Source organism: Ancylobacter sp. FA202 (assembly GCF_000380205.1).
GTDB lineage: Bacteria > Pseudomonadota > Alphaproteobacteria > Rhizobiales > Xanthobacteraceae > Ancylobacter.
In genome coordinates, this window is record NZ_KB904818.1 from 271,978 (window position 1) to 297,230 (window position 25,253).

At 68.6% G+C, this 25,253-nt stretch carries 29 protein-coding genes; 19 read left to right on the forward strand and 10 right to left on the reverse strand.

Annotation, left to right across the window (positions count from 1 at the left end; translation table 11 throughout):
• The first annotated feature begins 97 nt into the window (after window positions 1-97).
• On the forward strand, window positions 98-706 hold the full coding sequence (locus A3M1_RS0101175; protein ID WP_018387118.1) for a glutathione S-transferase family protein: 609 nt from the start codon (window positions 98-100) through the stop codon (window positions 704-706).
• A 97-nt stretch (window positions 707-803) separates the two neighbouring features.
• Here A3M1_RS0101175 and A3M1_RS0101180 read toward each other — a convergent pair whose 3' ends face one another.
• A complete protein-coding gene (locus A3M1_RS0101180) occupies window positions 804-1,454 on the reverse strand; it encodes an outer membrane protein (protein WP_018387119.1) in 651 nt (216 codons plus the stop codon).
• A gap of 374 nt (window positions 1,455-1,828) precedes the next feature.
• Window positions 1,829-2,371: an outer membrane protein gene (locus A3M1_RS0101185; RefSeq protein ID WP_018387120.1), complete on the reverse strand. Its 543-nt coding sequence runs from the start codon at window positions 2,369-2,371 to the stop codon at window positions 1,829-1,831.
• Here A3M1_RS0101185 and A3M1_RS27140 point away from each other — a divergent pair.
• On the forward strand, window positions 2,335-2,562 hold the full coding sequence (locus A3M1_RS27140) for a pentapeptide repeat-containing protein (RefSeq protein ID WP_081620313.1): 228 nt from the start codon (window positions 2,335-2,337) through the stop codon (window positions 2,560-2,562). The two genes, A3M1_RS0101185 and A3M1_RS27140, sit on opposite strands and share 37 nt — an antisense overlap.
• Window positions 2,563-2,943: 381 nt before the next feature.
• Window positions 2,944-3,741, forward strand: coding sequence for an SDR family oxidoreductase (locus A3M1_RS0101195; protein WP_018387122.1), 798 nt, complete (start codon window positions 2,944-2,946; stop codon window positions 3,739-3,741).
• 20 nt (window positions 3,742-3,761) lie between these two features.
• Here the strand turns inward: A3M1_RS0101195 and A3M1_RS0101200 are convergent, their stop codons facing one another.
• A complete protein-coding gene (locus A3M1_RS0101200; RefSeq protein WP_018387123.1) occupies window positions 3,762-4,697 on the reverse strand; it encodes a DMT family transporter in 936 nt (311 codons plus the stop codon).
• Window positions 4,698-4,873: 176 nt separating this feature from the next.
• Between A3M1_RS0101200 and uvrC the strand changes: the two genes are divergently transcribed.
• The 4 genes from uvrC to A3M1_RS0101220 all read left to right on the forward strand — a co-directional run bounded on the left by uvrC (window position 4,874) and on the right by A3M1_RS0101220 (window position 8,537).
• Window positions 4,874-7,030 carry an excinuclease ABC subunit UvrC gene (gene uvrC / locus A3M1_RS0101205; RefSeq protein ID WP_018387124.1) on the forward strand — a complete coding sequence of 719 codons (2,157 nt, stop codon included), beginning with the start codon at window positions 4,874-4,876 and terminating at the stop codon, window positions 7,028-7,030.
• 143 nt (window positions 7,031-7,173) lie between these two features.
• Window positions 7,174-7,815 carry a CDP-diacylglycerol--glycerol-3-phosphate 3-phosphatidyltransferase gene (gene pgsA, locus A3M1_RS0101210; RefSeq protein WP_371258726.1) on the forward strand — a complete coding sequence of 214 codons (642 nt, stop codon included), beginning with the start codon at window positions 7,174-7,176 and terminating at the stop codon, window positions 7,813-7,815.
• Window positions 7,812-8,063, forward strand: coding sequence for a molybdopterin converting factor subunit 1 (gene moaD / locus A3M1_RS0101215; RefSeq protein ID WP_018387126.1), 252 nt, complete (start codon window positions 7,812-7,814; stop codon window positions 8,061-8,063). Before pgsA ends, moaD begins: the two co-directional genes overlap by 4 nt.
• A gap of 15 nt (window positions 8,064-8,078) precedes the next feature.
• Window positions 8,079-8,537, forward strand: coding sequence for a molybdenum cofactor biosynthesis protein MoaE (locus A3M1_RS0101220; RefSeq protein ID WP_018387127.1), 459 nt, complete (start codon window positions 8,079-8,081; stop codon window positions 8,535-8,537).
• Between the two features lie 192 nt (window positions 8,538-8,729).
• Here the strand turns inward: A3M1_RS0101220 and A3M1_RS0101225 are convergent, their stop codons facing one another.
• Window positions 8,730-9,620 (reverse strand): branched-chain amino acid aminotransferase, encoded by an 891-nt coding sequence (locus tag A3M1_RS0101225; RefSeq protein WP_018387128.1) that lies wholly within the window; start codon window positions 9,618-9,620, stop codon window positions 8,730-8,732.
• Window positions 9,621-9,871: 251 nt separating this feature from the next.
• Between A3M1_RS0101225 and A3M1_RS0101230 the strand changes: the two genes are divergently transcribed.
• The 3 genes from A3M1_RS0101230 (at window position 9,872) to A3M1_RS0101240 (ending at window position 12,611) form a co-directional block, all read left to right on the forward strand.
• Entirely contained in the window at window positions 9,872-10,456 is a 585-nt protein-coding gene (locus tag A3M1_RS0101230) for a MarR family winged helix-turn-helix transcriptional regulator (RefSeq protein WP_018387129.1), read from the forward strand.
• A 14-nt stretch (window positions 10,457-10,470) separates the two neighbouring features.
• Entirely contained in the window at window positions 10,471-11,211 is a 741-nt protein-coding gene (locus tag A3M1_RS0101235) for a response regulator (protein ID WP_018387130.1), read from the forward strand.
• Between the two features lie 62 nt (window positions 11,212-11,273).
• Window positions 11,274-12,611 carry an ATP-binding protein gene (locus A3M1_RS0101240; protein ID WP_245261845.1) on the forward strand — a complete coding sequence of 446 codons (1,338 nt, stop codon included), beginning with the start codon at window positions 11,274-11,276 and terminating at the stop codon, window positions 12,609-12,611.
• 110 nt (window positions 12,612-12,721) lie between these two features.
• On the opposite strand, the gene A3M1_RS0101245 is transcribed toward A3M1_RS0101240, so the two are convergent.
• The 6 genes from A3M1_RS0101245 to A3M1_RS0101270 form a co-directional block, all read right to left on the reverse strand.
• Complete coding sequence (locus A3M1_RS0101245; RefSeq protein ID WP_026221079.1) at window positions 12,722-13,351, reverse strand: LysE family translocator; 630 nt, start codon at window positions 13,349-13,351, stop codon at window positions 12,722-12,724.
• A gap of 10 nt (window positions 13,352-13,361) precedes the next feature.
• Window positions 13,362-13,715: a tRNA-binding protein gene (locus A3M1_RS0101250; protein WP_018387133.1), complete on the reverse strand. Its 354-nt coding sequence runs from the start codon at window positions 13,713-13,715 to the stop codon at window positions 13,362-13,364.
• A 90-nt stretch (window positions 13,716-13,805) separates the two neighbouring features.
• Entirely contained in the window at window positions 13,806-14,507 is a 702-nt protein-coding gene (locus A3M1_RS0101255) for a hypothetical protein (protein WP_018387134.1), read from the reverse strand.
• 145 nt (window positions 14,508-14,652) lie between these two features.
• Window positions 14,653-15,477, reverse strand: a complete 825-nt coding sequence (gene proC / locus A3M1_RS0101260) for a pyrroline-5-carboxylate reductase (protein WP_018387135.1) — start codon at window positions 15,475-15,477, stop codon at window positions 14,653-14,655.
• A gap of 102 nt (window positions 15,478-15,579) precedes the next feature.
• Window positions 15,580-16,080: a YbjN domain-containing protein gene (locus A3M1_RS0101265; RefSeq protein WP_018387136.1), complete on the reverse strand. Its 501-nt coding sequence runs from the start codon at window positions 16,078-16,080 to the stop codon at window positions 15,580-15,582.
• 272 nt (window positions 16,081-16,352) lie between these two features.
• On the reverse strand, window positions 16,353-16,640 hold the full coding sequence (locus A3M1_RS0101270; protein WP_018387137.1) for an accessory factor UbiK family protein: 288 nt from the start codon (window positions 16,638-16,640) through the stop codon (window positions 16,353-16,355).
• Between the two features lie 220 nt (window positions 16,641-16,860).
• Between A3M1_RS0101270 and lgt the strand changes: the two genes are divergently transcribed.
• The 9 genes from lgt to pth all read left to right on the forward strand — a co-directional run bounded on the left by lgt (window position 16,861) and on the right by pth (window position 25,189).
• Window positions 16,861-17,709 (forward strand): prolipoprotein diacylglyceryl transferase, encoded by an 849-nt coding sequence (gene lgt / locus A3M1_RS0101275; protein ID WP_018387138.1) that lies wholly within the window; start codon window positions 16,861-16,863, stop codon window positions 17,707-17,709.
• Window positions 17,706-18,815, forward strand: coding sequence for a class I SAM-dependent methyltransferase (locus tag A3M1_RS0101280; protein WP_018387139.1), 1,110 nt, complete (start codon window positions 17,706-17,708; stop codon window positions 18,813-18,815). The genes lgt and A3M1_RS0101280 overlap by 4 nt, the downstream gene beginning before the upstream one ends.
• Complete coding sequence (pgeF, locus tag A3M1_RS0101285) at window positions 18,812-19,573, forward strand: peptidoglycan editing factor PgeF (protein ID WP_018387140.1); 762 nt, start codon at window positions 18,812-18,814, stop codon at window positions 19,571-19,573. The genes A3M1_RS0101280 and pgeF overlap by 4 nt, the downstream gene beginning before the upstream one ends.
• Before the next feature lie 9 nt (window positions 19,574-19,582).
• Window positions 19,583-20,734 (forward strand): Xaa-Pro peptidase family protein, encoded by a 1,152-nt coding sequence (locus A3M1_RS0101290; RefSeq protein ID WP_018387141.1) that lies wholly within the window; start codon window positions 19,583-19,585, stop codon window positions 20,732-20,734.
• Between the two features lie 86 nt (window positions 20,735-20,820).
• On the forward strand, window positions 20,821-21,495 hold the full coding sequence (locus A3M1_RS0101295; protein WP_018387142.1) for a hypothetical protein: 675 nt from the start codon (window positions 20,821-20,823) through the stop codon (window positions 21,493-21,495).
• 148 nt (window positions 21,496-21,643) lie between these two features.
• Window positions 21,644-22,597 carry a ribose-phosphate pyrophosphokinase gene (locus tag A3M1_RS0101300; protein ID WP_018387143.1) on the forward strand — a complete coding sequence of 318 codons (954 nt, stop codon included), beginning with the start codon at window positions 21,644-21,646 and terminating at the stop codon, window positions 22,595-22,597.
• A 134-nt stretch (window positions 22,598-22,731) separates the two neighbouring features.
• Entirely contained in the window at window positions 22,732-23,652 is a 921-nt protein-coding gene (locus A3M1_RS0101305) for a hypothetical protein (RefSeq protein ID WP_038196734.1), read from the forward strand.
• A 168-nt stretch (window positions 23,653-23,820) separates the two neighbouring features.
• Window positions 23,821-24,444 (forward strand): 50S ribosomal protein L25/general stress protein Ctc, encoded by a 624-nt coding sequence (locus tag A3M1_RS0101310; RefSeq protein WP_018387144.1) that lies wholly within the window; start codon window positions 23,821-23,823, stop codon window positions 24,442-24,444.
• A gap of 133 nt (window positions 24,445-24,577) precedes the next feature.
• Window positions 24,578-25,189, forward strand: coding sequence for an aminoacyl-tRNA hydrolase (gene pth / locus A3M1_RS0101315; RefSeq protein WP_018387145.1), 612 nt, complete (start codon window positions 24,578-24,580; stop codon window positions 25,187-25,189).
• Window positions 25,190-25,253: the final 64 nt, after the last annotated feature.

Consider the following 25,253-nt stretch of genomic DNA (forward strand, 5'->3'; position numbering starts at 1 on the left):
CCTGCCGGCCGAAGCTGCGGCTCCGCCGCGGCCGGGCGCAGCGCCGCCGGGCATCCCGGCACGGGGGCGGCTCGCCCCCAACAGGTGTCGAACCCCGATGAAGCTTCGTTCCTCCCCGCTGTCCCCGTTCGGGCGTAAGGTCAAGATCGGCGCCATTCTGTGCGACATCCATCTCGATGTCCTGCCGGCCGACACCACCGATCCCACCGATTCGCTGCGGGAGCAGAACCCCCTCGGCAAGATCCCGGTGCTGCTGCGCGAGGACGGGCCGGCGATTTATGATTCGCGCGTCATCATCGAGTATCTCGACATGGCGACGGGCGGCGGCGTGCTGTTCCCGGCCGGCGGCGAGGACCGGATCGCGGCCCTGACCATGCTCGCGCTCGGCGACGGCATTGCCGACGCCGCGCTGCTCCAGATGTATGAGAGCCGCTTCCGCGACGCCGAAACCCACAGCGCCCGCTGGCTCGACCATCAGGCCGGCAAGGTGGCGCGCGGGCTGGCCGCGCTGGAGGCGGCGCCGCCGCAGCCCCTGCCGGTCAGCGGCGCCGCACATGTCGGCGAGATCGCGGTGGCCTGCGCGCTCGGCTATCTCGATTTGCGCTTTGCCGGCGCCTGGCGCGCCGGCCATCCGGCGCTGGTCGCCTGGCTCGACGCCTTTTCCGAGCGTGTGCCTGCTTTCGAGGCAACGACCCCGCAGGTCTGACCCAAAGATCTGATCCTGCAACCTTCTCGCGCCAACGCAAAAAGGCCCCGGATCGTCGATCCGGGGCCTTTGTCGTCGAAGAGCCGTCAGGCCCGCATCAGAACTTGTAGTTCACGCCAGCGCGGACAATGTTGGCCGTCAGGCCGGTCTTGTAGCCGATGCTGTCGTAATAGTCCTCGCCGAGATCCATGTAGAGATACTCGCCCTTGATGGTCCAGTTGTTGGTGAGGGCGTATTCCACGCCGCCGCCAACCGTCCAGCCCACCTGGGTCTTGTCCGAGGACAGGCCGAACACGTTGTCGTTCACCTCGGTGTGGCCCCAGGCCAGACCACCGGTTACGTAGGGCATCACATTGCCGAAGGCATAGCCGAGGCGGGCGCGGACCGTGCCGAAATAGTCCATCTTGGACTCGTAACCGGCATAGCTGTCCTTGATGTCCGAGCCCTGGAAGTCGGCTTCGGCGCCCAGAACGATGTTGTTGTCGAACTGGTAGTTGACGCCGATCTGGCCACCACCGAGGAAGCCCGTCGGGTCGAGATTGACGACGCCGGCGCCGCCCTCACCCTGGCCCCAGGCATAGCCGGCATTGGCGCCGAGATAGAAGCCCGTCCAGGTGAACGCCGGCTCGACATACATCGGGGCGGCCTTGGTCGGGTAGGGCTGCTGCTGCGCCAGGTCGGCCGCGAAGGCGGGGGCCGCGGCGAGAAGGGCGACCGCGGCGACGCCCGAGCAGAGGATGTTCTTCATAGGTACTCTCCGAAACAACCTGGAGCCGGGGGGGGCTTGGCGCCAGGAAAGGTTTGCGAAACCGTTGAGGCTGCGTCTCGGAGTGTGAAGTAGAAGCCCAGATGGGCAGGCCAAGGGCTGGATTGGGGCAACACCGCCGCATTTGCCGTCCGCGCCCTCCGTCGAACGCGGCCGGAGGGCCCGCAAACCCTTCGCCCGACTGGATCTATGCGAAAAATACCGCACCCACAGAACCGCGAAACGCGCAACAATTTCGCCATGATCGACTTCAGATCATCGGCGGGTGTGTTTCTGATGTCACAGATTGAGCGACTTCATCGCCCGAAGGCGAGGCGGGCGCGCCGGATTCGGCGTCATCGCCCGCCATGCGCCGATCAGAAGCGGTAGTTCACGCCGGCGCGTAGCACATTCGCGCTCATGCCGACATCGCGCGGGCCGAAATAGCTCGTATAGGTCTCCTCGCCGAGGTCGACATAGAGATACTCGCCCTTGACGCTCCAATTGCCGCCGATGGCGTATTCGGCGCCGGCGCCGATGGTCCAGCCGATATGGTTGCGGTCATTGGAAAGGCCGAGCAATTCGTAGCTGCCGCCGCCATAGGCCAGGCCGCCGGTGCCATAGACCAGGAACTGGTCGAAGGCGTAGCCGAGCCGCGCCCGCACCGTGCCGAAATAGTCCAGCGTGAAGGCCGAGCTGGACAGGCCGGCATATTGGATGTCGGTTTCCACGCCGAGCACCAGCGGGCCATTGCCCTGCCAGTTATAGCCGGCCTGCAGGCCGCCGAGGAAACCGTCAATATCCGGCGAGGCATCCGCCGTGCCCCAGCCATAGCCAGCATTTGCGCCGAGATAGAAGCCGGTCCAGCTGAAGACCGGCGCCGGTGCATAGGCGACCCCGGCCGGGGCGGGGTAGGACATATCAGCCGCAGCGGCGGGAGCGGCCATCAGGGCCACAAGCCCGAGACCGCCAAGAATGCGACCTGCACGCATGCGACCTGCACGAATGCGACCTGCACGCATGCGATCTGCACGAATGCGATCTGCACGAATGCGATCTGCACGAATGCGATCTGCACGAATGCGATCTGCGCGGATGCTGTTCTTCATGATCGTCTCCTGGATCCTGGCTCAGCCGACCAGCCGGCGAAAAGACATCGCCGTCGCTGAGATAAGTCCGACACTTCCAGAAAGGTGCGGCCGAAATAATGTCGAATTCCGATAGGCTATATTATACTTAATGAAACGTAACCTTCATGTATACTTGAATACCGACCACAGATCCGCCGGCACCCGCGCCCTGCCGGGGATCCGGCACACTGAGATGGCACACCGGCCTTTGCCCCGTTAAAAGGGCGGCCGTGCCCGCCGGCACGAATTTACCCGATCAAGGCCACCTATCCTCATCCGCGCACCGTCGCGCGACGTATTGTCAGCCGGGCGGCGCAGCCGTCCCTTGCCCGCCGCCCTTTCAATGCAGCGCCTGAAACCTGATGACCCCTGCCCCCTCGCCGCCCGCACCCGACACGTCCCAACCGTCCCTCCGTCCCGTCGCCCTCGTCACCGGCGGCGCGGTGCGGATCGGCCGCGCCATCAGCCTGCGCCTCGCCCGTGATGGCTATGACATCGCGCTGCATGTGCGCCGGCCTGGCCCTGCGGCGGAGGAGACCGCCGCCGCGATCCGGGAGGCGGGTGGGCGCGCGGCCATCATCGTCGCCGAGCTCGCCGAGGCCGAGGCGGTGGACGGCGTTGTCCCTGCCGCCGTGGCGGCGCTGGGGCCGCTTGCCCTGCTGGTCAACAACGCCTCGGAATTCCATCCCGACAGCGTGGCAGTGCTCGACCTCGGCGTGTGGGAGCGGCACATGGCGGTCAATCTGCGCGCGCCGGTGCAGCTCGCCCGCGCCTTCGCCGCGCAGCTGCCGGAGGGCGCGCCGGGCGCGATCGTCAACCTCATCGACCAGCGCGTGCTGAAGCCGACCCCGGCCTATTTCTCCTACAGCGTGACCAAGGAAGCGCTGTGGGCCGCCACAAGGATGCTGGCGCAGGCGCTGGCGCCGCGCGTGCGGGTCAATGCGGTGGGCCCCGGCCCGACACTGGCCAATGGCCGGCAGGACGACAGCGCCTTCGCCCGTCAGTCCGCCTCCGTCCTGCTCGGGCGCGGCCCGAGCCCGGAGGAGATCGCCGACACTGTCGCCTATCTTGCCCGCGCCTCCAGCGTCACCGGGCAGATGATCGCGGTCGATGGCGGGCAGCACCTCGCCTGGCGCACGCCGGACGTGGAGGACGACTGAGCCTCAGCCCCTGCGGGCGATCAGCGTTTGCGGGCGTCGCTCAACGTGAACCAGCCGATGCTGGCCATGACCAGCACCGCGCCGGCGAGTTCGGCCGGGCTGGCGCTCTCGCCGAGAAAAATCACCGCCAGCACCATGGTGGCGACCGGGCTCACCGTGCTGATCATCGAATTGGCCTGCGCCGAAATGCGCTTAAGCGCCGCGTTCATCAGGAAGGTCGGCAGCACGGTGGCGCCGATCGCCACGCTGACCGCCAGCATCAGCCCATGCGGCGACACCATCAGCGCCTCGACCGGCCGCAACACCGCGAACTGGCCGATCGCCATGATCGAGGCCGAGATCATGGCGATGCAGGTGAACAGGGCCGAGCCGACCCGCTGCAGCAGCGAGCGGGCGCAGAGCTGGTAGAGCGCGAAGGAGATCGCCGCCAGCGTCACCAGCGCGGAACCCTTCACCACGTCCGAGCCCATGGTGGTGACATTCTGCAGGAAGATCAGCGCCAGCCCGCCATAGGCGAGCGCGAAGGCCAGCATCGCCTTCGGTCGGATCGGCTGGCCGAACAGCAGCGCGCCGAACAGCGCGACATAGATCGGATAGGTGAAGAGGATCAGCCGGCTGAACGAGGCGGATGTGTATTGCAGCCCGGCGAAATCGAGATAGCTGGCCAGCCAGTAGCCCAGCGCCCCCACCAGCATGGACTGCACCACCAGCCGGCCACTCGGCAGAGGCTCGCCCATGCCGCGCAGCCGCAGCAGCGCGAAGGCGCCGACCGCGAGATAGAACGGCAGCGAGAACGCCATGCGCAGCGCCAGCAGCGTCTCCGGGTCGATGCCCTCGGCATAGGCGAGCTTGATGATGATGCCCTTGGAGGCGAACAGCATCGCCCCGGCGGCGCCGAAGGCGTAGCCGGCCAGGGGAAAGGGCGGGTGGGAAGCAGCATCGCCGGAATGGGACATGATGGGCTCCCTTAGACCCTTTTGCCGGCGCTGACACCGGCCGCCGGCGCATGGCCGGCCGACGCCCGATGCATTTTCGTGCCCTGTGCCGTAGCGGGAACACGCGCCGGAAACAGGCGCCGGGAACATGCGCCGCCCCCTGTTCGCGAGGAGCGCAAATACGTATCTAGGGACTCATGATTGCCCGACCGACCCGCGACATGCCCGACCTCGACGCCGACGATGCCGACATCGCCGAGCTGGACCAGGACGAGGCCCTTATTGCCGACCTTGCCGAGGAGGCCGAGCCCGCGCCGGGCTCCGTCGCCATGGGCCGCGCCGCCATTGTCCGCGCCCTCAAGCACGCGCCGAACGGGCCCGGCGTCTACCGCATGATCGGCGCTGACGGGGCGGTGCTGTATGTCGGCAAGGCCAAGAGCATCAAGCGCCGCATCGTCGCCTATACCCGCCCCACAGGGCTCACCGCCCGCATCATGCGGATGGTGGCGGCCACCTGCGAGATGGAATTCGTCTCCACCGGCACCGAGACCGAGGCGCTGCTGCTGGAGGCCAACTTCATCAAGCAGCTGCGCCCGCGCTTCAACGTGCTGCTGCGCGACGACAAGTCGTTTCCCTATATCCTCATCACCAAGGATCATGTGTCGCCGCAGATCACCAAGCACCGCGGCGCCCGCAACCGGCCGGGCGATTATTACGGCCCCTTCGCCTCGGTCTGGGCGGTGAACCGCACCATCAACGCGCTGCAGAAGGCGTTTCTGGTGCGCTCCTGCTCGGACAGCTTCTACGAGGCCCGCACCCGCCCCTGCCTGCTGTTCCAGATCAAGCGCTGCGCCGGCCCCTGCACCGGCGAGGTCAGCCACACCGACTACGCCGAATATGTGCACGAGGCGCGCGACTTCCTCTCCGGCCGCAGCAAGGCGGTGAAGGAACAGCTGGCGCGCGAGATGGAAGCCGCCTCGCAGGAACTGGAATTCGAGCGCGCCGCCGCCCTGCGCGACCGCCTCGCCGCGCTTTCCGCCGTTCAGGGCACGCAGGGCATCAACCCGCGCTCGGTGGAGGAGGCGGATGTGTTCGCCATCCACCAGGAGGGCGGGGCGACCTGCGTGCAGGTGTTCTTCTTCCGCACCGGCCAGAACTGGGGCAACCACGCGCTCTATCCCCGCGCCGACCGGACGCTGGAGATCGGCGAGGTGCTGGAATCGTTCCTGGCCCAGTTCTACGAGGACAAGCCCTGCCCGCGCCTCGTGCTGATCAGCCACGACATCGCCGAGCGCGAACTGCTGGAGGAGGCGCTCTCCACCCGCGCCGGCCACCGGGTGGAGGTCGCGGCGCCCAAGCGCGGCGAGAAGCGCGAGCTGGTCGAGCACGCCTTGCAGAATGCCCGCGAGGCGCTGGGCCGCAAGCTGGCCGAGAGCGCCAGCCAGGCCCGGCTGCTGGAGGAACTCGCCCGCGCCTTCGCCCTCAAGGCGCCGCCCCGGCGCATCGAGGTCTATGACAACAGCCACATCATGGGCAGCAATGCGGTGGGGGGCATGATCGTGGCCGGGCCGGAGGGCTTCGCCAAGAGCCAGTACCGCAAGTTCAACATCCGCTCGACCGAACTCACCCCCGGCGACGATTACGGCATGATGCGCGAAGTGCTGACCCGCCGCTTCTCCCGCCTGCTGAAGGAGAATCCACGGGCGATTCCGGCCGGCGCGACCTCTCTCGCCGAGGGGGAGGCCGCGCCCTCTCCCCACCTGGGAGAGCGCCCGGGCGAGGGGGAAACCGCGCCGAGCGTGGCGAACGCCCTCCCCCACGCCGACCCGCTTGGCGGGCTATCCCTCGCCGATGGGGCGAGCGAAGGCGCCGAGGTGGAAGCCTCCGCCGCCTCCTCGGCCTGGCCGGACCTGCTGCTGATCGATGGTGGCCCCGGCCAGTTGAAGGCCGCGCGCGAAACCCTGGCCGGGCTCGGCGTCACCGATGTGCCGATGGTCGGCGTCGCCAAGGGCCCGGACCGCGATGCCGGCCGCGAGACCTTCTATGCCGATGGCCGCGAGCCTTTCCGGCTGGAGCCGCGCGACCCGGTGCTCTATTTCATCCAGCGCCTGCGCGACGAGGCGCACCGCTTCGCCATCGGCTCGCACCGCGCCCGCCGCAAGAAGGACATCACCCAGGCCGGCCTGCAGGAAATTCCCGGCATCGGCCCCACTCGTAAACGCGCGCTGCTGCACCATTTTGGAACTCTGAAGGCGATCGAGCGCGCCTCGCTCGCCGATCTTGAGGGTGTGCCGGGGGTGAACGCGGCGATGGCGCGGGCGGTTTATGACTTCTTTCATGCGAAAGCCACATGAAGCGCCTGTCCGGCCATTCCCGTCATGCGATGGCCACAGCCCTGCCGCATCGTGAAAGCGCCACGGCAGGCAAAGCAATGGCCGCCACGCAATTGACGTAGCCGGCTCGCGTGTTTACCTGCCTGTGAGGGAGCCGGCGCACTATGGTCGATGTTGCATCAAACCCGCAGACAGCACGGGAGCCGGCCAAGGTGACTCGCGGTCACGCCTTGTCTTTGCCCAATCTGCTCACCTATGGCCGCTGCGTGGCGGTGCCGCTGGTGGCGGCCTGCCTGTTCTGGTCCGACATATTGGAAGGCGGCGTCTGGCTGCGCTGGGTGGCGGTGGTCATCTATGTCGTCGCCGCCGTCACCGATTTCTTCGACGGCTACCTCGCCCGCGCCTGGCAGCAGCAATCGGCCATCGGCCGCATGCTGGACCCGATCGCCGACAAGCTGCTGGTGTCCGCCTCGCTGCTGATGCTGGCCTCGGACGGCACCATTCGCGGCTGGTCGCTCTGGGCGGCGCTGGTGATTCTGTGCCGTGAGATTCTCGTCTCCGGCCTGCGCGAATTTCTCGCCGAATTGCGGGTCAGCGTCCCCGTCACCCGCCTCGCCAAATGGAAGACCACCGCCCAGCTCGTGGCGGTGGGCGTGCTGCTGGCCGGGCCGGCGGCGGACCTTGTGGTGCCAGGCATCACGCTGTTCGGCATCGGCCTGTTGTGGATCGCGGCGCTGCTGACGCTCTATACCGGCTGGGACTATTTCCGCGCCGGCGCCCGCCATCTGATCGGGGATGATGCGTGAAGGTGCTTTATTTCGCCTGGGTGCGCGAGCGCATCGGCCTTGAGGCGGAGGAGATCGACCTGCCGCAGGGCGTCGCCACCGTCGCCGAACTCGCCGCCTTTCTCGGCGCGCGCGGCGAGGGCTATGCCCGTGCCTTCGAGAATCCGCGTATCGTGCGGGCCGCGCTCGACCGGCGGCACGCCAAGCCGGACACGCCGCTCGGCGCCGCGCGCGAGATTGCCTTCTTCCCGCCCATGACGGGCGGCTGAACCGGGAGGGCGGAGATGTTCACCGTCCGCATACAGGCGCAGGATTTCGACGCCGCCGCCGAGGCCGCCGCCCTGGCGCGCGGGCGCACGGACATCGGCGCGGTCGTCACCTTCGCCGGCCTGTGCCGCGCGCAGGACGCGCCCGGCGGCGCGCCGCTCATCGCCCTGACGCTGGAGCATTATCCCGGCATGGCGGAAGAGGAGATCGGCCGGCTGATGGAGCAGGCCCGCGCCCGCTGGCCGCTGGTCGGCGCCACCGTCATCCACCGCTATGGCCGCATGGTGCCGGGCGACAACATCGTGCTCGTCGTCACCGCCTCCGCCCACCGCGCCGCAGCCTTCGAAGCCGCCGAATTCCTGATGGACTGGCTGAAGACACGCGCGCCGTTCTGGAAGATGGAAGAGCGCGACGACGGCAAGGGCTGGGTCGCCGCCAAGGACGAAGACGACGCGGCGGCGGAACGCTGGGCCTGACACCGAGGCCGCCCGCCAGCCGCCGTCATCCCGGACGGCCGCAAGACGATCCGGGATCCTCGGCCGAGAGGTAGCGGGAAGCGATCCCGGCTCTCCGCCCTGCGGGCTGGGGCCGGCCTGACGCGAAGAGCCGGGCAAACGAAAAATGCCGGCCCGAAGGCCGGCATTTCCAGTCTGCGATCTTTGCAGCCCTCAGGCCGCCTCGGCCTTCTTCGGCTGCACTTCGGACATATAGTCCTCCAGCAGCGTCTTGGTGACCGGGCCGGGCTGGAAGTGCTGGCCGGCGATCTCGGCGACCGGCGTCACCTCGGCGGCGGTGCCGGTGATGAAGCACTCGTCGAAGCTCGGCAGTTCCTCCGGCATGATCGCCCGTTCCACCACCTCGATGCCGCGCCGCTTGGCGAGCGCGATCACCGTCTGGCGGGTGATGCCATTCAGGAAGGCGTCGGCGTCAGGCGTGTGGATCACTCCGTCCTTGGCGAAGAACACATTGGCGCCGGTGCATTCGGCGACACGGCCGCGCCAGTCCAGCATCAGCGCGTCAGCGAAGCCCTCGCGCTCGGCGGCGTGCTTGGAGATGGTGCAGATCATGTAGAGCCCGGCCGCCTTGGAGGTCGAGGGCGCGGTCATCGGGTCGGGACGGCGGTACTTCGCCATGCCGATGCGGATGCCCTTGAGCCGCTGGGCCGGATCGAAATAGCTCGGCCATTCCCACGCCGCGATGGCGAGGTGGATCTGGTTGTGCTGGGCCGAAACGCCCATCATGTCCGAGCCGCGCCAGGCGACGGGACGCAGATAGGCGTCGTTCAGCTTCTGCCGCACCAGCAGCTCGCGGCAGGCGGCGTTGATCTCGTCCGTGCCATAGGGGATCTCGAAATCGAGCAGTTCGGCGCTGTGCTTCAGCCGCGCCGTGTGCTCGTCCAGCTTGAAGATCTCGCCGCCATAGGCGCGCTCGCCCTCGAAGACGCAGCTGCCATAGTGCAGCCCGTGGGTCAGTACATGGACCTGCGCGTCCTGCCAGGGCACGAAGGCGCCGTCATACCAGATCCAGCCGCTGCGTTTGTCGAAAGGTTCGCTCGCCATGGTAAGTCTCCCAACCGGGGCGCCAGCGCGCCATGGGAGGCGCCGGAGCCCTTCTGTTCCTTCGGCATGGTGGCTACGGCCTGTCAGGCGAGCGCGCAACGCTTTGCCTCGCGGCCGAAGTCCCGTTATCGTCGCGGCTCAGTAAGAGCGAGCGCGACTCTATCCTGTTCCGAGGCGGATCGGGCGGCTAGCCGAACGATCCTTTCGTTGAACGGGACATCTGGGTAACGATCATAACGAAAAAAGTCAACATGGCTGACATAAATGTCTCGCTGACAGCGCGCACCGGCAAGAGCGAGCCGGGGGCTGCCCCGCGCCTGTCCCCCGCCCCGGAAGGCGAGCCGATGCTCGACCTGATCGAGCTTCTGTTTTTCGCCTATCGCAATTTCGTCAGCGATCCCGACGAGATCCTGCACGGCTTCGGCTTCGGCCGGGCCCATCACCGGGTGCTGCATTTCGTCAATCGCCATCCCGGGATGCGCGTTACCGACCTGCTCGACATTCTGCGCATCACCAAGCAGAGCCTCGGCCGGGTGCTGCGCGAGCTGGTGGACCAGGGCTTCATCGACAGCCGGGCCGGCGCCTCCGACCGCCGCCAGCGCCTGCTTTACCTCACCCCGAAGGGCGAGGCGCTGACCCAGGAATTCGTCGCCATCCAGTCGCGCCGCCTGCGCCGCGCGCTGGAAGAGAGCGGCGGCGATGCGCGCGATGTCGTGCGCCGCTTTCTTGTCGCCATGATCGACCCGGAAGATCGCAGCCCGACAGAGAAGCTGATCGCCCGCGCCGACCAGGCCGTGGAGGCGCGCAGCGCCGCCCGCAGCCGGCCGGCCGGCTGACGGGGAGGATCGCCATGCTCGACGCCCGCCAAAGCCCGGTCGCGGCGGCAAGGGAAGCCCGCACCATGCCTGCCGACGACGCCTTCCACCTGCTCATCGTCGATGACGACCGGCGCATCCGCGACCTGCTCTCGCGCTTCCTCAGCGAGCATGGCTACCGCGTCACCACGGCGGAATCGGGCGCCGATGCCCGCGCCCGGCTCGCCGGCCTCACCTTCGACCTGCTGATTCTCGACGTGATGATGCCTGGCGAAACCGGCTTCGACCTCGCCCGCGGGGTGCGCGAAACTTCTTCCGTGCCGATCCTCATGCTCACCGCCCGCTCCGAGCCGGGCGACCGCATCCAGGGGCTGGAAATCGGCGCCGACGACTACCTCGCCAAGCCGTTCGAGCCGCGCGAATTGCTGCTGCGGATCGGCAACATCATCAAGCGCTCGGCCACCCCGCCGGCGCAGGCGATCGAAACGGTGCGCTTCGGCCCGTTCAGCTTCCATCTGGCGCGCGGCGAACTCACCCGCGAGGGCGAGATGGTGCGCCTCACCGACCGCGAGCGCGACATGCTGCGGGTGCTCGGCGAGGCGCCGGGCCAGACCGTGCCGCGCCAGGACTTGGTGGCCCCCGGCGTCGCTGCCGGCGACCGGGCGGTGGACGTGCAGGTGAACCGACTGCGCCGCAAGATCGAGCGTGACCCGGCCAATCCCGCCTATGTGCAGACGGTGCGCGGCGTCGGCTACCGGCTGGTCGTCGCTCCTTGAGCGCCCGCGACACCAGCGTCGTCGGCGCCGCCCGCGCCCGCCTTCGCCTGACCCAGCGCCGCATGCGCGAGAACAATGCCCGCTTCGGCGCGTGGTTCAACCGCATCATGCCGAAGGGGCTGTTCGCCCGTTCGCTGATCATCATCGTCACCCCGGTGGTGATCCTGCAATCGGTGCTCGCCTTCGTCTTCATGGAGCGGCACTACAACACCGTGACCCGCCGCCTGTCGGCGGCGGTGTCGCAGGACATCACCGCCGTCACCCAGCTCGCCCTCGCCTTCCCCACCGAGGAAGACCAGGACAAGATCAAGCGGATCGCCCAGATCACCATGGGCCTGACGGTGGATTTCCTGCCCGGCGAGCGCCTGCCGCCGCCCGGCCCCAAGCCCTTCTTCTCCACCCTCGATTCCGCCTTCACCGGCGAACTGGCGAAGCGGCTGCACCGGCCGTTCTGGACCGATACGGTGGGCAATTCGAACCTGATCGAGGTGCGGGTGCAGATGGATGGCATGGTGCTGCGGGTCTTCGCCCGTCGCAGCCAGGCCTATCTCTCCAATTCGCACATCTTCCTGTTGTGGATGGTGGGCACCGCGCTGGTGCTGATGGCGGTCGCCATCCTGTTCCTGCGCAACCAGATCAAGCCGATCGAGGCGCTGGCCGATGCCGCCATCGCCTTCGGCAAGGGCCGCGACGTGCCCGGCTTCCGCCCGCGCGGGGCGCGCGAGGTGCGCGGCGCGGCGCTGGCCTTCCTGGAGATGAAGCGGCGGATCGAGCGGCAGATCGAGCAGCGCACCACCATGCTCGCCGGCGTCAGCCACGACATGCGGACCATCCTCACCCGCTTCAAGCTGGAACTGGCGCTGCTCGGCGACAGCGCCGACACCGAGGCGCTGCGCAAGGATGTCGACGATCTCCAGAGCATGCTGGAAGCCTATCTCGCCTTCGCCCGCGAGGATGTCGCCGAGACGCCGGCGATGGCCGACATGGCGCGGCTGATCGAGGAGGCGCGGATCAATGCCGAGCGCCAGGGCGCGAAGGTCAGCGCCAGCTACAGCGGCGACCCGATGGTGATGGTGCGGGTCGACGCCTTCCGCCGCTGCCTCGCCAATCTGGTCGGCAATGCCGGCCGGCACGGCGCGCGCATCGAGATCACAGGCACCCGCGACGAGCGCTGGCTCACCATCGCCGTCGACGATGACGGGCCCGGCATCGCCCCCGCGCTGCGCGAGGATGTCTTCCGCCCGTTCTTCCGGCTGGACGAGGCGCGCAACCAGGACGCCGGCGGCTCCGGCCTCGGCCTCACCATCGCCCGCGACGCCGCCCGCGCCCATGGCGGCGACGTCATCCTCGGCGAGAGCGCGCTCGGCGGCCTGCGGGCGGCGATCCGGATTCCGGTCTGAAGAGCGCGACTAGAGCGTTTTCGAGCGAAGTGGATGCCGGTTCGCGTGAAGAAAACGCGATAAAACAGAGAATTAGATCATTTCACTGTTTCCATGAAACAGTGAAATGACTAGCCGCGCTGCAGCGCCAGCCGCGCCCCGAGGCCGATCAGCAGCCCGCCACCAAGCCGCGCCGCCCACCTCCGCAGCTCATCCGAACCTCGCAGGTGCCGCAGGATCGCTCCGGCCATGCACACGCAAACCAGATCGGCGGCGGTGAACATCGCATTCACCAGCGTGCCGAGGATCAGCAGTTGCGCCCACAGTGGCAGCGCCGCCGCCGCATCGGTGAACTGCGGCAGGAAGGCGATGAAGAACAGAGCGGTCTTCGGGTTGAGCACCTCGACCGCAACGCTCTCGGCAAAAGCCCGCCGCGCCGACCGTGCCGGCCCTCCCTCGACAGCAGGATGTGCGCCGCGCCGGCACACGAGACGCAGCCCGAGATAGACGAGATAGAAGGCGCCGAGCAACTTCACGGCGACATAGAGCAACGGCACGGCGGCGAACAGCGCCGACAGGCCAAGCCCCGCGGCCAGCACATGGACATAGCCGCCAAGATGGATGCCGAGCGCCGCCATCAGCCCGGCCCGTCGCCCATGCCCCAGAGTCTGGGCCGCCGCGTAGAGCATGGCAGGGCCGGGCATGAAGGCATAGATCGCGGCGGCGGCGGCGAAGGCGGCCATCAGTTCAAGCGGGGGCACCGCACGCCCCTCAGAACAGCCGCGCGCCGTTCGGCACTTCCTGGTCGGGCTTGAACAGCACCACGGCGCCGTCCTCGTCCGGGAAGCCGAGGGTCAGCACCTCGGACATGATCGGGCCGATCTGGCGGGAGGGGAAATTCACCACCGCCGCCACCTGCCGCCCGATCAAATCCTCCGCCGCGTAATGCACGGTGATCTGGGCCGAGGACTTCTTGCAGCCGATATGCGGGCCGAAATCGATCACCAGCTTGAGCGCCGGCTTGCGCGCCTCCGGGAAGGTCTCGGCCTGGATGATGGTGCCGACGCGGATATCCACTTTCAGGAAATCGGCGAAGGTGATCTGTTCGAGGGGGGCGAGACTCACGATGGGGTTCCTCACGCTGGCCGCCTCAGTATCGATGCTGACGGCTGATTCCTCACTGGAATATACGCGAAAGCCCAGCCCGGGGAGGCCTCACGCCACCACGGGCGCGTCCGGCGGGGCGGACGGCGTCGCCTCGGACGACGCGGCCTTGCCACCGCGCCCGCGTCGTCCGCCGGTGGCGAGGCACACCGCGCCCTCGATCAGGCCGAGCGCCCGCTCGCCGCGCGCCAGCTCGCGGTCCAGCGCCGCCATGGTGCGGGCCAGTGCCGGGTCGTCATCTGTGAGGAACGTCTGCAGCACCCGGCCGAACACCAGCGCCAGCCCTTGCGCCCGCACCGCGCCTTTGAGGCCGGCGGTGTCGATCCGCGCCGCCGCCAGCATCCATTGCTGCGAGCGGACGGAAAGCTTGTTCAGCGCCAGGGCGAAGAACGGGTTGCGCCGGGCCGAGTCCATCAGCGAGCGCAGCGCCGGCTTGTGCGGCGCCAGCACGTCGAGCCGCCGCATCAGCACGTCGAACACCCGGTCCCGGGCCGGCTCGTCCGCCATGTCGTCGCTGGAAGGCGCCAGCACTTTGGCATCGACCTCGCGCAGGAAGCCGGCCAGCATGTCGAAGGTGGAGCCGAAGGAGGCGCGCAGTTCGGCGAGGGGAATCTTCGCCTCATCCGCCACCGCGCCGAGGCTGATGCGCTCGAACGGCATGCGCGCCAGCAGGCGCATGAAACTGTCGAGGGCGAGCGCTCGCGTCTCGCTGGGTTTGTCGACGGTCGCTTTCGTTCCCGGGGAGCGTGCCATGAAGACCTCCTGTCCTGAACGTTGCCTCACCTCTATGTAAGGCGTGCCCCGGCCAAGGAGAAGACCCCGGCACACCCCCGCGCGCGCTGTTGCCGCACGTTTGCGGGAGCGTCAGGAATGTGGGGGCGTCAGGAATGGGGAAGCGTCAGCCGGCGAGTTCGCGCGAGCGCTTCGCCGCCGCCGCCACTGCCTCGGCGAGCAGCGGGCCGAAACCCCTTTCCTCGTCCATCAGCACGGCGAGCGCCGCCGCCGTCGTGCCGTTGGGCGAGGTGACGTTGCGCCGCAGCTGCGCCGGGTCGATGCCGGTGCGGACCATCAGTTCGCCCGCCCCGGCCACGGTCGCCCGCGCCAGCCGGTCGGCCATGTCGGCCGGCAGCCCGGCCTCGACGCCCGCCGCCGCCAGCGCCTCGGCCAGCAGGAACACATAGGCCGGCCCGGAACCGGAAACGGCGGTGGCGACGTCGATCAGCGCCTCGTCCTCCACCCATTCCACCCCGCCCGTGGCGCGCAGCAGCGCATCGGCGATGTTCATCTGGTCCGAGGTGACGGCACCGTTCGGCACCGCGACAGTGACGCCGCGGCCGATCGCCGCCGGGGTGTTGGGAATGGAGCGCACCACCGCGGTGCCGGCGGGGAAGTAGGATTCGAGGAAGCCGAGCGTGCGCCCGGCCATGACCGAGACGATGAGCGTGCCGGCATCGGCCAGCGGCGCCACCCGGGCCAGAACGTCCGGGGCGACCTGCGGCTTCACCGCCAGAAGCATCACGGCGGGCGGGGCGCCATTGAGCGGGTTCAGCGCCACGCCGCGCGCCTCGATGAGGGCAGCGACCTCCGCCGGCGGGGCCGGATCGATCACCGCCGCCAGCGCCGGATCGAGCCCGAGATCGAGCCAGCCTTCCAGCATGGCGCCGCCCATCTTGCCGGCGCCGACAAGCAGCACCCGGCCCGGAATGTCGGAAAGTGTGGCCATCGTGGAACTCCCATGCCCGCGCGCGCCCGCGCGCCGTCACGCGGCCTTAGTGCCGCTCGCGCGTGTTTTTGGCAATGGCGGGGCGTGCGCCGGCGACGCCGCTCAGGCCTCGCCGACGGTCTCGAACAGGGTGGCGTCCATCGCCTCGCGCGCGGTCTTGCCGGCCCAGACGACGAACTGGAAGGCGGGGAAATACCGCTCCACCGCCTCGATGGCGCATTCCATCAGCACTTCGCACTGGCGGTCGGTGGCTTCCGCCCCGGCCAGCAGCAAGGCGTGGCGGAACATGATGACGCCTTCCTTCGACCACAGGTCGAAATGGCCCACCCACATCTGTTCGTTGATGAGCGAGAGCAGGCGCAGCACTTCGGTCTTGCGCTTCTCCGGCACCTTCAGGTCGAAGGCGCAGGCGATGTGCAGCGCCTCGACCTCGTCCATCCACTGAAACGAGACATGGCAGTCCGTCCAGCGCCCTTCGAGGGAGATGGTGATCTCGTCCTCGGCCGAGCGCTCGAACGCCCATTCGTTGAGCGCGGCCATGCGCTCGACCAGGTCGAGTGGGTTCAGGCTGGTGTCGGCTTCGAAGTCACTAGTATAGGTCATGCTCGACCTCGCGAGGGTGGACGCGGAGGGGGTCGAACGCACGCAACGCGACGGTTCCCGACAAGCCGTTCCAGAATCAAACGAATCGCCGTCGTCCCAACTATATCGCGCTGAATCCGTACCTCGCTACGACCGTTGTACCATGGTCCGTGGAAAAACGGACCATGGCGAAAATTGGCACAATTGACTTGTCGGGGGATTCGCCCCGGCGCGGCAAGCACCAAGGCGAGACGTCCACAAGCGTTGCGCGCGAAAGCTTGTGTGAAAAAGACTCAGCCAAGCGAATCGGGCGGGTCGATCGTCGCCTCAAGCTTGGCTTCCCGCGCCTCCAGCACGGCGAGACGGGCGCTAAGACGCTCGTTTTCCTCGCGGGCGGCGGCGGCGAGTTCCTTCACCGTCTCGAATTCCTCGCGAGTGACGACGTCAAGCTCGCGCAGGATGCGTTCGGCCTGGGCGCGCATCACGCCTTCCGCCTCGCGGCGCACGCCGGTGGCGACGCCGGCCGCGTCGTTCATCAGCTTGGCGAAATCGTCGAAGATTCGGCCGGTGGTCTGGGTCATTGTCATCTCCCGACTTGGGCCCCTGCGATCGGGCCCTTACTCTGTCGTGCCTGTTCGGAAACAATGGGGCGGCGGCGCGGTGATCGCAAGGGCAACCGCCCCGTAAGCCACCGCGGTCGACACAAGGCGCCTTGATCCCGTCACGCAACGGGGGCAAAGCGGAACGTGCGGCCTTTGTCTGCATCGCCCCGCGCCCGCCCGCCTTCCGCCGAGATATGGGATGCTCATGCTCGCCCCGCCGCTCTTCGCCCTGCCCTTCCCGAACATCGATCCGGTGCTGATCGAGCTCGGCCCCTTCGCCATACGCTGGTACGCCCTCGCCTATATTGGTGGGCTGCTGTTCGGCTGGTGGATGGCCAAGCGGCTCTGTTCGAGCCCGGCGCTGTGGGGCGGCCACGCCCCGATCAAGCCGGAGGAGTTCGACGACGCGGTGGTGTGGATCGCGGTCGGCGTCATTCTCGGCGGGCGCATCGGCTATGTGCTGTTCTACAACCTGCCCTTCTATGCTGCGAACCCCTTGCAGGCGCTGACGCTGTGGCATGGCGGCATGGCCTTCCATGGCGGCTTCCTCGGCTCCATCCTGGCCATGTACCTGTTCTGCCGGCGGCGGAGCCTGCCCTTCGTCTCGATGCTCGACATCGCCGCCAGCGTGGTGCCGGTCGGCCTGTTCCTCGGCCGGCTGGCCAATTTCGTGAACGGCGAATTGTGGGGCCGCCCGACCGATGTCGCCTGGGCCTTCGTCTTCCCCCATGGCGGGCCGGAGCCGCGCCATCCCAGCCAGCTCTATGAGGCCGGGCTGGAAGGGCTGGCGATCTTCATCGTCCTGCAGATCGCCATCCGGGCCGGGGCGCTGGCGCGGCCGGGCACGGTCGCGGGGATGTTCGTGTTCCTCTATGGCTGCGCCCGCATCTTCGTCGAGTTCTTCCGCGAGCCGGACCCGCAGATCGGCTATCTCCTCGGCGGCTGGCTCACTATGGGCATGCTGCTCTCCCTGCCGATGCTGGCGCTGGGAAGCTGGCTGGTCTGGCGCGCCCGCCGCCGCCCGGCGCTCAGCGCGGGTGCCGCATGACGGCATTGGCGGACCACCTCGCCCGGCAGATTGCCCTCAGCGGGCCGATCACCGTCGCTGACTATATGGAACAGTGCCTGTTCCACCCGACGCTCGGCTACTACACCACGCGTGAACCCTTCGGCGCCTCAGGCGATTTCATCACCGCGCCCGAGATCAGCCAGATGTTCGGCGAGTTGCTCGGCCTGTGGGCGGCGGAGACATGGCTGCGGCTGGGTTCGCCCGCGCTTTTCGTCCTCGCCGAGCTCGGCCCCGGGCGCGGCACGATGATGGCCGACATGCTGCGCGCCACCTCCCGCGTGCCGGGCTTCCTTGAAGCGGCCCGCGTGGTGCTGGTGGAAGCCTCGCCGCGCCTGCGGCAGATCCAGGCGCAGACCGTCGGCGGCCATCGCGTCGAATGGGTCGGCACAATTGACGAGTTGCCGCCCGGCCCTCTTGTCCTGCTCGCCAATGAGTTCGTCGACGCCCTGCCGATCCGCCAGTTCGTCCGCACGCCGGAAGGCATCGCCGAGCGCATGGTAGGCCTCGGGCCGGAGGGGAAGCTCGCCTTCGGCCTGCGCCCCGGCGCCCGGCTCGATTCCCGTGCCGAGGCGCGCCTTGCCGCCGCCCCGCTCGGCGCGGTGCTGGAAATTTGCCCGATCGGCCTGTCCATCGCGGCACATCTCGGCGCCCGGCTCGCCACCACCGGCGGCGGCGCCCTGCTGGTCGATTACGGCCATGCCGGCGGTTTCGGCGACACGCTGCAGGCGCTGTATCGCCAGGCTTTTGACGACGTGCTGGCCCATCCCGGGCACGCCGATCTCACCGCCCATGTCGACTTCGCAGCCCTCGCCCGCGCCGCCTCGGCGGCCGGCGCCCGCGCCTTCGGACCGATCGGCCAGGGCGTGCTGCTGGAGCGGCTCGGCCTCGACGACCGCGCGTTCCGGCTGAAGCGCGCCGCCAGCGAGGCCGACCGGGAGATGGTGGAGGCGGCACGCCTGCGCCTTGCCGGGCCGGACGAAGGTCAGATGGGCACGCTCTTCAAGGCGCTGGCGCTGGTGCATCCTGCGCTGGACATGGTGGCCGGGTTCGCCCCCGGCGAGGCATTTGAGGACATCCAGGCATGAAGGTCGAATCCGCCGCCCTGAGCGCCCTGCCCGGCATCCGCCACGCCTTCTTCACCCGCGAGGGCGGCGTCTCGGAAGGGATCTATGCCGGGCTCAATGGTGGCACCGGCTCGCGCGACGTCCCCGCCCATGTCGCGGAGAACCGCGCCCGCATGGAGGCCGCGCTCGCCGTGCCGGCCGGCCATCTTCTCACCGCCTGGCAGGTGCATTCCCCCGATTGCGTCATCGTCGACCGGCTCTGGGACGAGCGGCCGAAGGCGGATGCGGTGGCCACCGCCACCACAGGCATCGCCGCCGCCGTCACCATCGCCGATTGCGGCCCGGTGCTGTTCGCCGATCCTGAGGCCCGCGTCGTCGGCGCCGCCCATGCCGGCTGGAAGGGCGCGGTCGGCGGGGTGCTGGACGCCACCCTCGCCCGCATGGAACAGCTCGGCGCCCGGCGGGAGAACATCGTCGCCGCCATCGGTCCGCTGATCCGGCAGGAAAGCTACGAGGTCGGGCCGGACTTCATCGCCACCCTCACCGGCCTTGCCGCCGGCAATGAGCGCTTCCTCATCCCCTCGGCGCGGCCGGACCATGCGCTGTTCGACCTGCCCGGCTACATCGCCGCCCGGCTCACGGCGCTCGGCGTCGGCACGATCGACGATCTCGGCCTCGACACCTATGCCGACGAGGCGCGCTTCTTCTCCTATCGCCGCGCCACCCATCGCAATGAGCCCGATTACGGCCGGCTGATCGCCGCCATTACGCTGGTGTGAGGCCCTGCCATGACCCTCCACTTCACCGGCCCCGAATTTGACCGCCGCCGCCAGCGCCTGCTCACCGTGATGGCGGAGCAGCGGCTCGACGGGCTGCTGATGTTCCAGCAGGAATCGATGTACTGGCTCACCGGCTACGACACGTTCGGCTTCTGCTTCTTCCAGGCGCTGTGGCTCGGCGCCGATGGGCGGCTCGCCCTGCTCACCCGCTCGGCCGATCTGCGGCAGGCGCAGCACACCTCGCTGATCGCCGACATCCGCGTCTGGACCGACCGCGCCGACGCCACGCCGCAGCAGCAGCTGCGCGACATGGTGGCGGAGCTGGGCGGCGCGGGCGGGCGGATCGGCGTCGAATATGAGAGCTACGGCCTCACCGCCGCAAACGGCAAAAAGCTCGACGCCGCCTTTGAGGGCTTTGCCACGCTGATCGACGCCTCGCGCCTGGTGGATGCGCTGCGGGCGGTGAAGTCGGCGGCGGAGATTCTCTATGTCCGGCAGGCCGGCAAATTGGCGCTGGCGGCGCGCGAGGCGGCGCTCGCCACCATCGCGCCCGGCGTCGACGAGGGCGAGGTGCTGGCGGCCATGCAGGGCGCCATCTTCCGCGGCGGCGGCGACTATCCCGCCAATGAGTTCATCATCGGTTCCGGCGCGGACGCCCTGCTCTGCCGCTACAAGAGCGGGCGGCGGGTGCTGGATGAGGAAGACCAGCTCACCCTGGAATGGGCCGGCGCCTATCGCCACTACCATGCGGCGATGATGGAGACGGTGGTGATCGGCCCGCCGCGCGACCGGCATCTGGAGCTGTTCGCGGCGGCGAAGCAGGCGCTGGAAGCCTGTGTCCACGCCATGGTGCCGGGCAAGACCGCCGGCGACGTGTTCGCCGCCCATGCCCATGTGATGGACGGCCACGGGCTGGAAAAGCACCGGTTGGCGGCCTGCGGCTATTCGCTCGGCGCCAAGTTCACCCCCTCCTGGATGGACCCGCCCATGTTCTATGCCGGCAATCCCTGGGTGCTGGAGCCCGGCATGGTGCTGTTCGCGCACATGATCCTGATGGACAGCGACACCGGCACGGCGATGTGCCTGGGGCGGACGTACCTTCTCGGCGTTAACGGTAACGAGGGCTTAACGCCCGCCCCTCTGGACCTGATCGTTAATTAGTCTTAACCATTCCCCGTCCGCTGGCGACAGCCGCGAACCTGCTTCGGCAGGGATACGCGGCGCGACCGGCTCTCTGGGGATGGTTCATGATCGATCGCCTTCGCCCTCTGGGCCGACGCCTCACGACGACCGCGGTTCTGCTTGCCGCCCTCGCCCTCGGCGCCTGCCAGACCAATGGTGGCGGCAACAAGCCGGTGGCGGCGGCCTCGGTCTCCTCCGGCAGCAAGACCATCGCCTTTGAATCGATCGACGGCGCGCCCGAGCCGGTGTTCGAGCGGCTGGTGGCGGACCTGTCCGATCAGGCCAAGGCCCGGCAGATTCCCATCGTCTCGCGCGAATCGCCCGCCGCCTATCGCGTGCGCGGCTATCTCGCCGCCAGCGTCGCCAACGGCAAGGGCGAGGTCGATTGGGTGTGGGACGTGTTCGACGCCGACAGCGACCGCGTGCTGCGCGTCACCGGCCGCGAGAAGCTCGGCCCCGGCAAGGATGTCTGGGCCAAGCTGGACGACGCCACGGTGCAGCGCATCGCCAGCCAGAGCCTCGACGAGATTTCCGCCCGCCTCTCCGGCGGCGCCCCCTCTTCCAGCGCGGCGACGTCGGCGACCCCGGAGCTCGACCCGGCGGATGCGCCGCCCGTGGTGCCCGGCGATGGCCCCGCCGTCGCCGAGGCGACGCCGGACGACATACCGGCGGATGCCGTTACGGTAGCTTCGCAGGCCGGCGAGCCTTCGCGCGCCCTCACCTTCGCCGCCCATCCCTGACCGGCATCGCACCTATGCAGCCGTGCATAGGGACAAGCCGGCAATGCGGGCCTTTGGAAGCTTTACAGGCCGGGCCGGCCCGCCTATCAGGGCTGCGCGACGGCTATAAGACGGCCGGCGGAAGAGTGACGGCTGGGAGCGCGCCGGAATGTCCGACAATAACGGTTCGATCAAAATCGTCGCCGGCAACGCAAATCGTCCGCTGGCAGAGGCCATCGGGGCCTATCTGCGCACGCCGCTGACCAAGGCCGTGGTGCGCCGCTTCGCCGATATGGAGATCTTCGTCGAGATCCAGGAGAATGTGCGCGGCAAGGACGTCTTCGTCCTGCAGTCCACCTCCTTCCCGACCAATGACCATCTGATGGAGCTGCTCATCATCACCGATGCGCTGCGCCGCTCCTCGGCCCGCCGCATCACCGCCGTGCTGCCCTATTTCGGCTATGCGAGGCAGGACCGCCGCTCCTCCGGCCGCACGCCGATCTCCGCCAAGCTGGTGGCCAATCTCATCACCCATGCCGGCGCCGACCGCGTGCTGACTGTCGACCTGCATGCCGGCCAGATCCAGGGCTTCTTCGACATCCCGACCGACAATCTGTTCTCGGCCCCGGTCATGGTGGCGGACATCAAGTCGCGTTTTGATCTTTCCGACATCACCGTCGTCTCGCCGGATGTCGGCGGCGTGGTGCGCGCCCGCGCATTGGCCAAGCGCATCGACGCCCAGCTCGCCATTGTCGACAAGCGCCGCGAGCGCCCCGGCGAGAGCGAGGTGATGAACGTCATCGGCGATGTCGAAGGCAAGCGCTGCATCCTGGTCGACGACATCATCGATTCCGGCGGCACGCTGGTGAACGCCGCCGACGCGCTGCTGGCGCGCGGCGCCACCGAGGTCCACGCCTACATCACCCATGGCGTGCTCTCGGGCGGCGCGGTTTCGCGCGTCACCGCCTCGAACCTCAAGGAACTGGTGATCACCGATTCGATCCAGCCGACCGAGGCGGTGCGGGTGGCGCGCAATATCCGCGTGGTCTCCATCGCCAGCCTGCTCGCCGAGGCCATCGGCCGCACGGCGCATGAGGAAAGCGTCTCCAGCCTGTTCGACTGAGCGCCGGCACGCCGGCACGTCGCTACCGCAATTCGGCGAAAGCGCCGGTGCGGCGGCGCAATTGTGCGCTGCGCCATTTTCGTTCCACAGTTCGGCAGCACCCTGTCCGCTCGCTCAACGATCTGGACGAGACCATGCTGCGCACCCTCTTGCCGCGCCCCTCCGAGATTCGCCGTGCCACGCCCTTCGCCCGCCTGCCGGTGCGGGTGGCGGGTCTGGGCCTCGGCGTGGCAATTGGGCTGGGCCTATCCCTGCCGGCGGCGGCGCAGTCCATCGGCACGGTGACGAAGCCGGGCCTGCCGGACCCGTGGCACGGCGTCATCATCATCACCCCGTTTGACGAGGTGTCGCCCTACGAGGCCGCCCAGCGCGCGGCGGAGGCGGCGCAGACTGAGGGGACGGCGCCCGCCCCCACTGAAGCCACCGTGGCGACGGACGCGCCGCTGGAACCGTTCGATCCTGAAAAGGAGACGGCGACCATGCCCTCGCTCTGGGAAACCATCGAGCTCGGCATCGGCGGCGCCCCCGAGGAGCCCGCGCCGGAGCCGCCCAAGCCCTATCAGCAGCTGCAGCCGCGCACGGCGCCGGTCGAGCGGGCACGCGCCACCCTGCCGACCCAGATGGAGCTGCGCCAGGGCGCGGCGATGGTTTCCGTCTCCTCCAGCGCCAGCGCCACCGCCCCGGCCTCGGGCGCGCTCGCCACCACCGCCACCAGTGGCTCGGGCGAGATCAAGGGCCGCCTCGGGCTGGAGCAGGACAACCTCACCGTCTACAGCGCCGGCACGGTGGGCGCCGCCGCCAGCCCCGGCTCAGCCACGGTCTATGACAACATGGCGGTCGGCAGCACCTATTCCGTGCCGCTCGCCCCGCTCGGCCTCGGGCCGGAAAAACTCGGCGCCAGCGTCGAGATGGACAAGGGCCAGACCGTGACCACCGGCATCGAGCTGCGCGCGCCGGCCGGCAGCGCCGAGCGCTTCATCTCGGTGCAGCGCTCGCAGAGCCCCGGCTCGGAGGCCAGCGGCATCGTCAAGGCGGGCGTTCTCGGCAAGTTCTGAGGCCGCAGCCGCGGGCAAACATTGCCCGCCAAGGCTTTTGCTGCTATGAGCGCGCCCGGTCCCGGCCTTTCCGCACCCCTGGAGGCGCGCCGTGGACTCAAACCTACCACGCCTGAAGGAACGGGCCGCGCGAGCGGCCTTGTCCATTTGCAACCATTGAGGACAACCATGACCGCCATCAAGGAACTGAAGGCGCAGGCCCGCACGAAGGTCGGCAAGGGGGCCGCTCGTGCTGAACGCCGCGCCGGTCGCGTACCCGCCGTGATCTACGGCGACGGCAAGGCCCCCGTCGGCATCACGCTCGACCATGTCGAGATCAACAAGATCATCTATGCCGGTCACTTCCTGACCACGCTGTTCAACGTCGAGGTTGACGGCCAGAAGCACCGGGTGATCCCGCGCGACTACCAGCTCGACGTGGTCAAGGACTTCCCGCTGCACATCGATTTCCTGCGCGTCGCCGTTGGCGCCACCCTCGCCGTCGACGTGCCGGTGCACTTCCTCAACGCCGACACCGCGCCGGCGATCAAGGAAGGCGGCTCGCTCAACATCGTCAGCCACACCGTGGCGCTGAACGTGCCGGCCGACGCCATCCCGACCGCCATCGAGGTCGATATCGCCGACTACGCCTTCGGCGATTCCATCCACCTCTCGGCGATCAAGCTGCCGGCAGGCGTGACCTGGGCCGGCCATGGCGACGACACGCTCGCCACCATTGCGGCCCCGTCGGGCCTCAAGGAAGCCGAGGAAGACGAAGCTGCGGCCGCCGCCGCCGACGCCGCCAAGGCCTGATGCGCCTGAACGGCTGATACGGCTGATCGGGCGGCCCTGCGCGGCGCCGCCCGACCATCCCGCGAGGAGAGCCGGAAGCCCGCTTCCGGCTCTTGTCGTTTCGGGGCATGGCACGAACTGCAGGAGGCACACGGTGCTGCTGTTCACCGGGCTCGGCAATCCCGGCTCGAAATATGCCGGCAACCGGCACAATATCGGCTTCATGGCGGTGGATGCCATCGCCCGCCGGCATCGTTTCTCGCCGTGGCGCCGGCGCTTCCAGGGCGCCGCCTGCGAAGGCGAGATCGACGGCCAGAAGGTGCTCGCGCTGCTGCCCGAGACCTTCATGAACGAGAGCGGCCGCGCGGTGGCGGAAGCCCAGCGCTTCTACAAGATCGAGTTGCGCGACGTGTTCGCCTTCCATGACGAGCTCGACCTGCCGCCGGCCAAGATCCGCTACAAGGTCGGCGGCGGCAATGCCGGGCATAATGGCCTGCGCTCCATCACCGCCCATTGCGGCAATGACTATGCCCGCATCCGCCTCGGCATCGGCCATCCCGGCGACAAGGCGCTGGTGCACCATTATGTGCTGAGCGACTTCGCCAAGGCCGAGCGCGACTGGGTGGAGGCGGTGTGCGAAGGCTGCGCCGATCTCGCCGGCCTGCTCGCCACCCACCGGCTGGACGAGTTCCAGAACCGGATGCACCTGTTTCTCGAAGCGCGTGGCTTCGGGCCGCCTGACAAGCCCGGCAAGAAGCCCGGCTGACCTGCTGACAGCGCGCCATCACTTGCACTCGCCCGCCATTCTGCCTAACCACGGCGGCAACCGT

Bases quoted from the DNA above. Each gene is read 5' to 3' on its own strand.
- A3M1_RS0101280 (WP_018387139.1), top strand. From the start codon at position 17,706: ATGACGGCATTGGCGGACCACCTCGCCCGGCAGATTGCCCTCAGCGGG.
- A3M1_RS0101265 (WP_018387136.1), bottom strand. From the start codon at position 16,080: ATGACCTATACTAGTGACTTCGAAGCCGACACCAGCCTGAACCCACTC.
- A3M1_RS0101180 (WP_018387119.1), bottom strand. From the start codon at position 1,454: ATGAAGAACATCCTCTGCTCGGGCGTCGCCGCGGTCGCCCTTCTCGCC.
- A3M1_RS0101175 (WP_018387118.1), top strand. From the start codon at position 98: ATGAAGCTTCGTTCCTCCCCGCTGTCCCCGTTCGGGCGTAAGGTCAAG.
- A3M1_RS0101185 (WP_018387120.1), bottom strand. From the start codon at position 2,371: ATGTCCTACCCCGCCCCGGCCGGGGTCGCCTATGCACCGGCGCCGGTC.
- A3M1_RS0101230 (WP_018387129.1), top strand. From the start codon at position 9,872: ATGGCTGACATAAATGTCTCGCTGACAGCGCGCACCGGCAAGAGCGAG.
- A3M1_RS0101240 (WP_245261845.1), top strand. From the start codon at position 11,274: ATGCGCGAGAACAATGCCCGCTTCGGCGCGTGGTTCAACCGCATCATG.
- A3M1_RS0101270 (WP_018387137.1), bottom strand. From the start codon at position 16,640: ATGACCCAGACCACCGGCCGAATCTTCGACGATTTCGCCAAGCTGATG.
- A3M1_RS0101195 (WP_018387122.1), top strand. From the start codon at position 2,944: ATGACCCCTGCCCCCTCGCCGCCCGCACCCGACACGTCCCAACCGTCC.
- A3M1_RS0101200 (WP_018387123.1), bottom strand. From the start codon at position 4,697: ATGTCCCATTCCGGCGATGCTGCTTCCCACCCGCCCTTTCCCCTGGCC.
- A3M1_RS0101310 (WP_018387144.1), top strand. From the start codon at position 23,821: ATGACCGCCATCAAGGAACTGAAGGCGCAGGCCCGCACGAAGGTCGGC.
- A3M1_RS0101255 (WP_018387134.1), bottom strand. From the start codon at position 14,507: ATGGCACGCTCCCCGGGAACGAAAGCGACCGTCGACAAACCCAGCGAG.
- A3M1_RS0101290 (WP_018387141.1), top strand. From the start codon at position 19,583: ATGACCCTCCACTTCACCGGCCCCGAATTTGACCGCCGCCGCCAGCGC.
- uvrC (WP_018387124.1), top strand. From the start codon at position 4,874: ATGATTGCCCGACCGACCCGCGACATGCCCGACCTCGACGCCGACGAT.
- proC (WP_018387135.1), bottom strand. From the start codon at position 15,477: ATGGCCACACTTTCCGACATTCCGGGCCGGGTGCTGCTTGTCGGCGCC.
- A3M1_RS0101295 (WP_018387142.1), top strand. From the start codon at position 20,821: ATGATCGATCGCCTTCGCCCTCTGGGCCGACGCCTCACGACGACCGCG.
- A3M1_RS0101220 (WP_018387127.1), top strand. From the start codon at position 8,079: ATGTTCACCGTCCGCATACAGGCGCAGGATTTCGACGCCGCCGCCGAG.
- A3M1_RS0101300 (WP_018387143.1), top strand. From the start codon at position 21,644: ATGTCCGACAATAACGGTTCGATCAAAATCGTCGCCGGCAACGCAAAT.
- A3M1_RS0101235 (WP_018387130.1), top strand. From the start codon at position 10,471: ATGCTCGACGCCCGCCAAAGCCCGGTCGCGGCGGCAAGGGAAGCCCGC.
- A3M1_RS0101225 (WP_018387128.1), bottom strand. From the start codon at position 9,620: ATGGCGAGCGAACCTTTCGACAAACGCAGCGGCTGGATCTGGTATGAC.
- lgt (WP_018387138.1), top strand. From the start codon at position 16,861: ATGCTCATGCTCGCCCCGCCGCTCTTCGCCCTGCCCTTCCCGAACATC.
- pgeF (WP_018387140.1), top strand. From the start codon at position 18,812: ATGAAGGTCGAATCCGCCGCCCTGAGCGCCCTGCCCGGCATCCGCCAC.
- A3M1_RS0101305 (WP_038196734.1), top strand. From the start codon at position 22,732: ATGCTGCGCACCCTCTTGCCGCGCCCCTCCGAGATTCGCCGTGCCACG.
- pgsA (WP_371258726.1), top strand. From the start codon at position 7,174: ATGGTCGATGTTGCATCAAACCCGCAGACAGCACGGGAGCCGGCCAAG.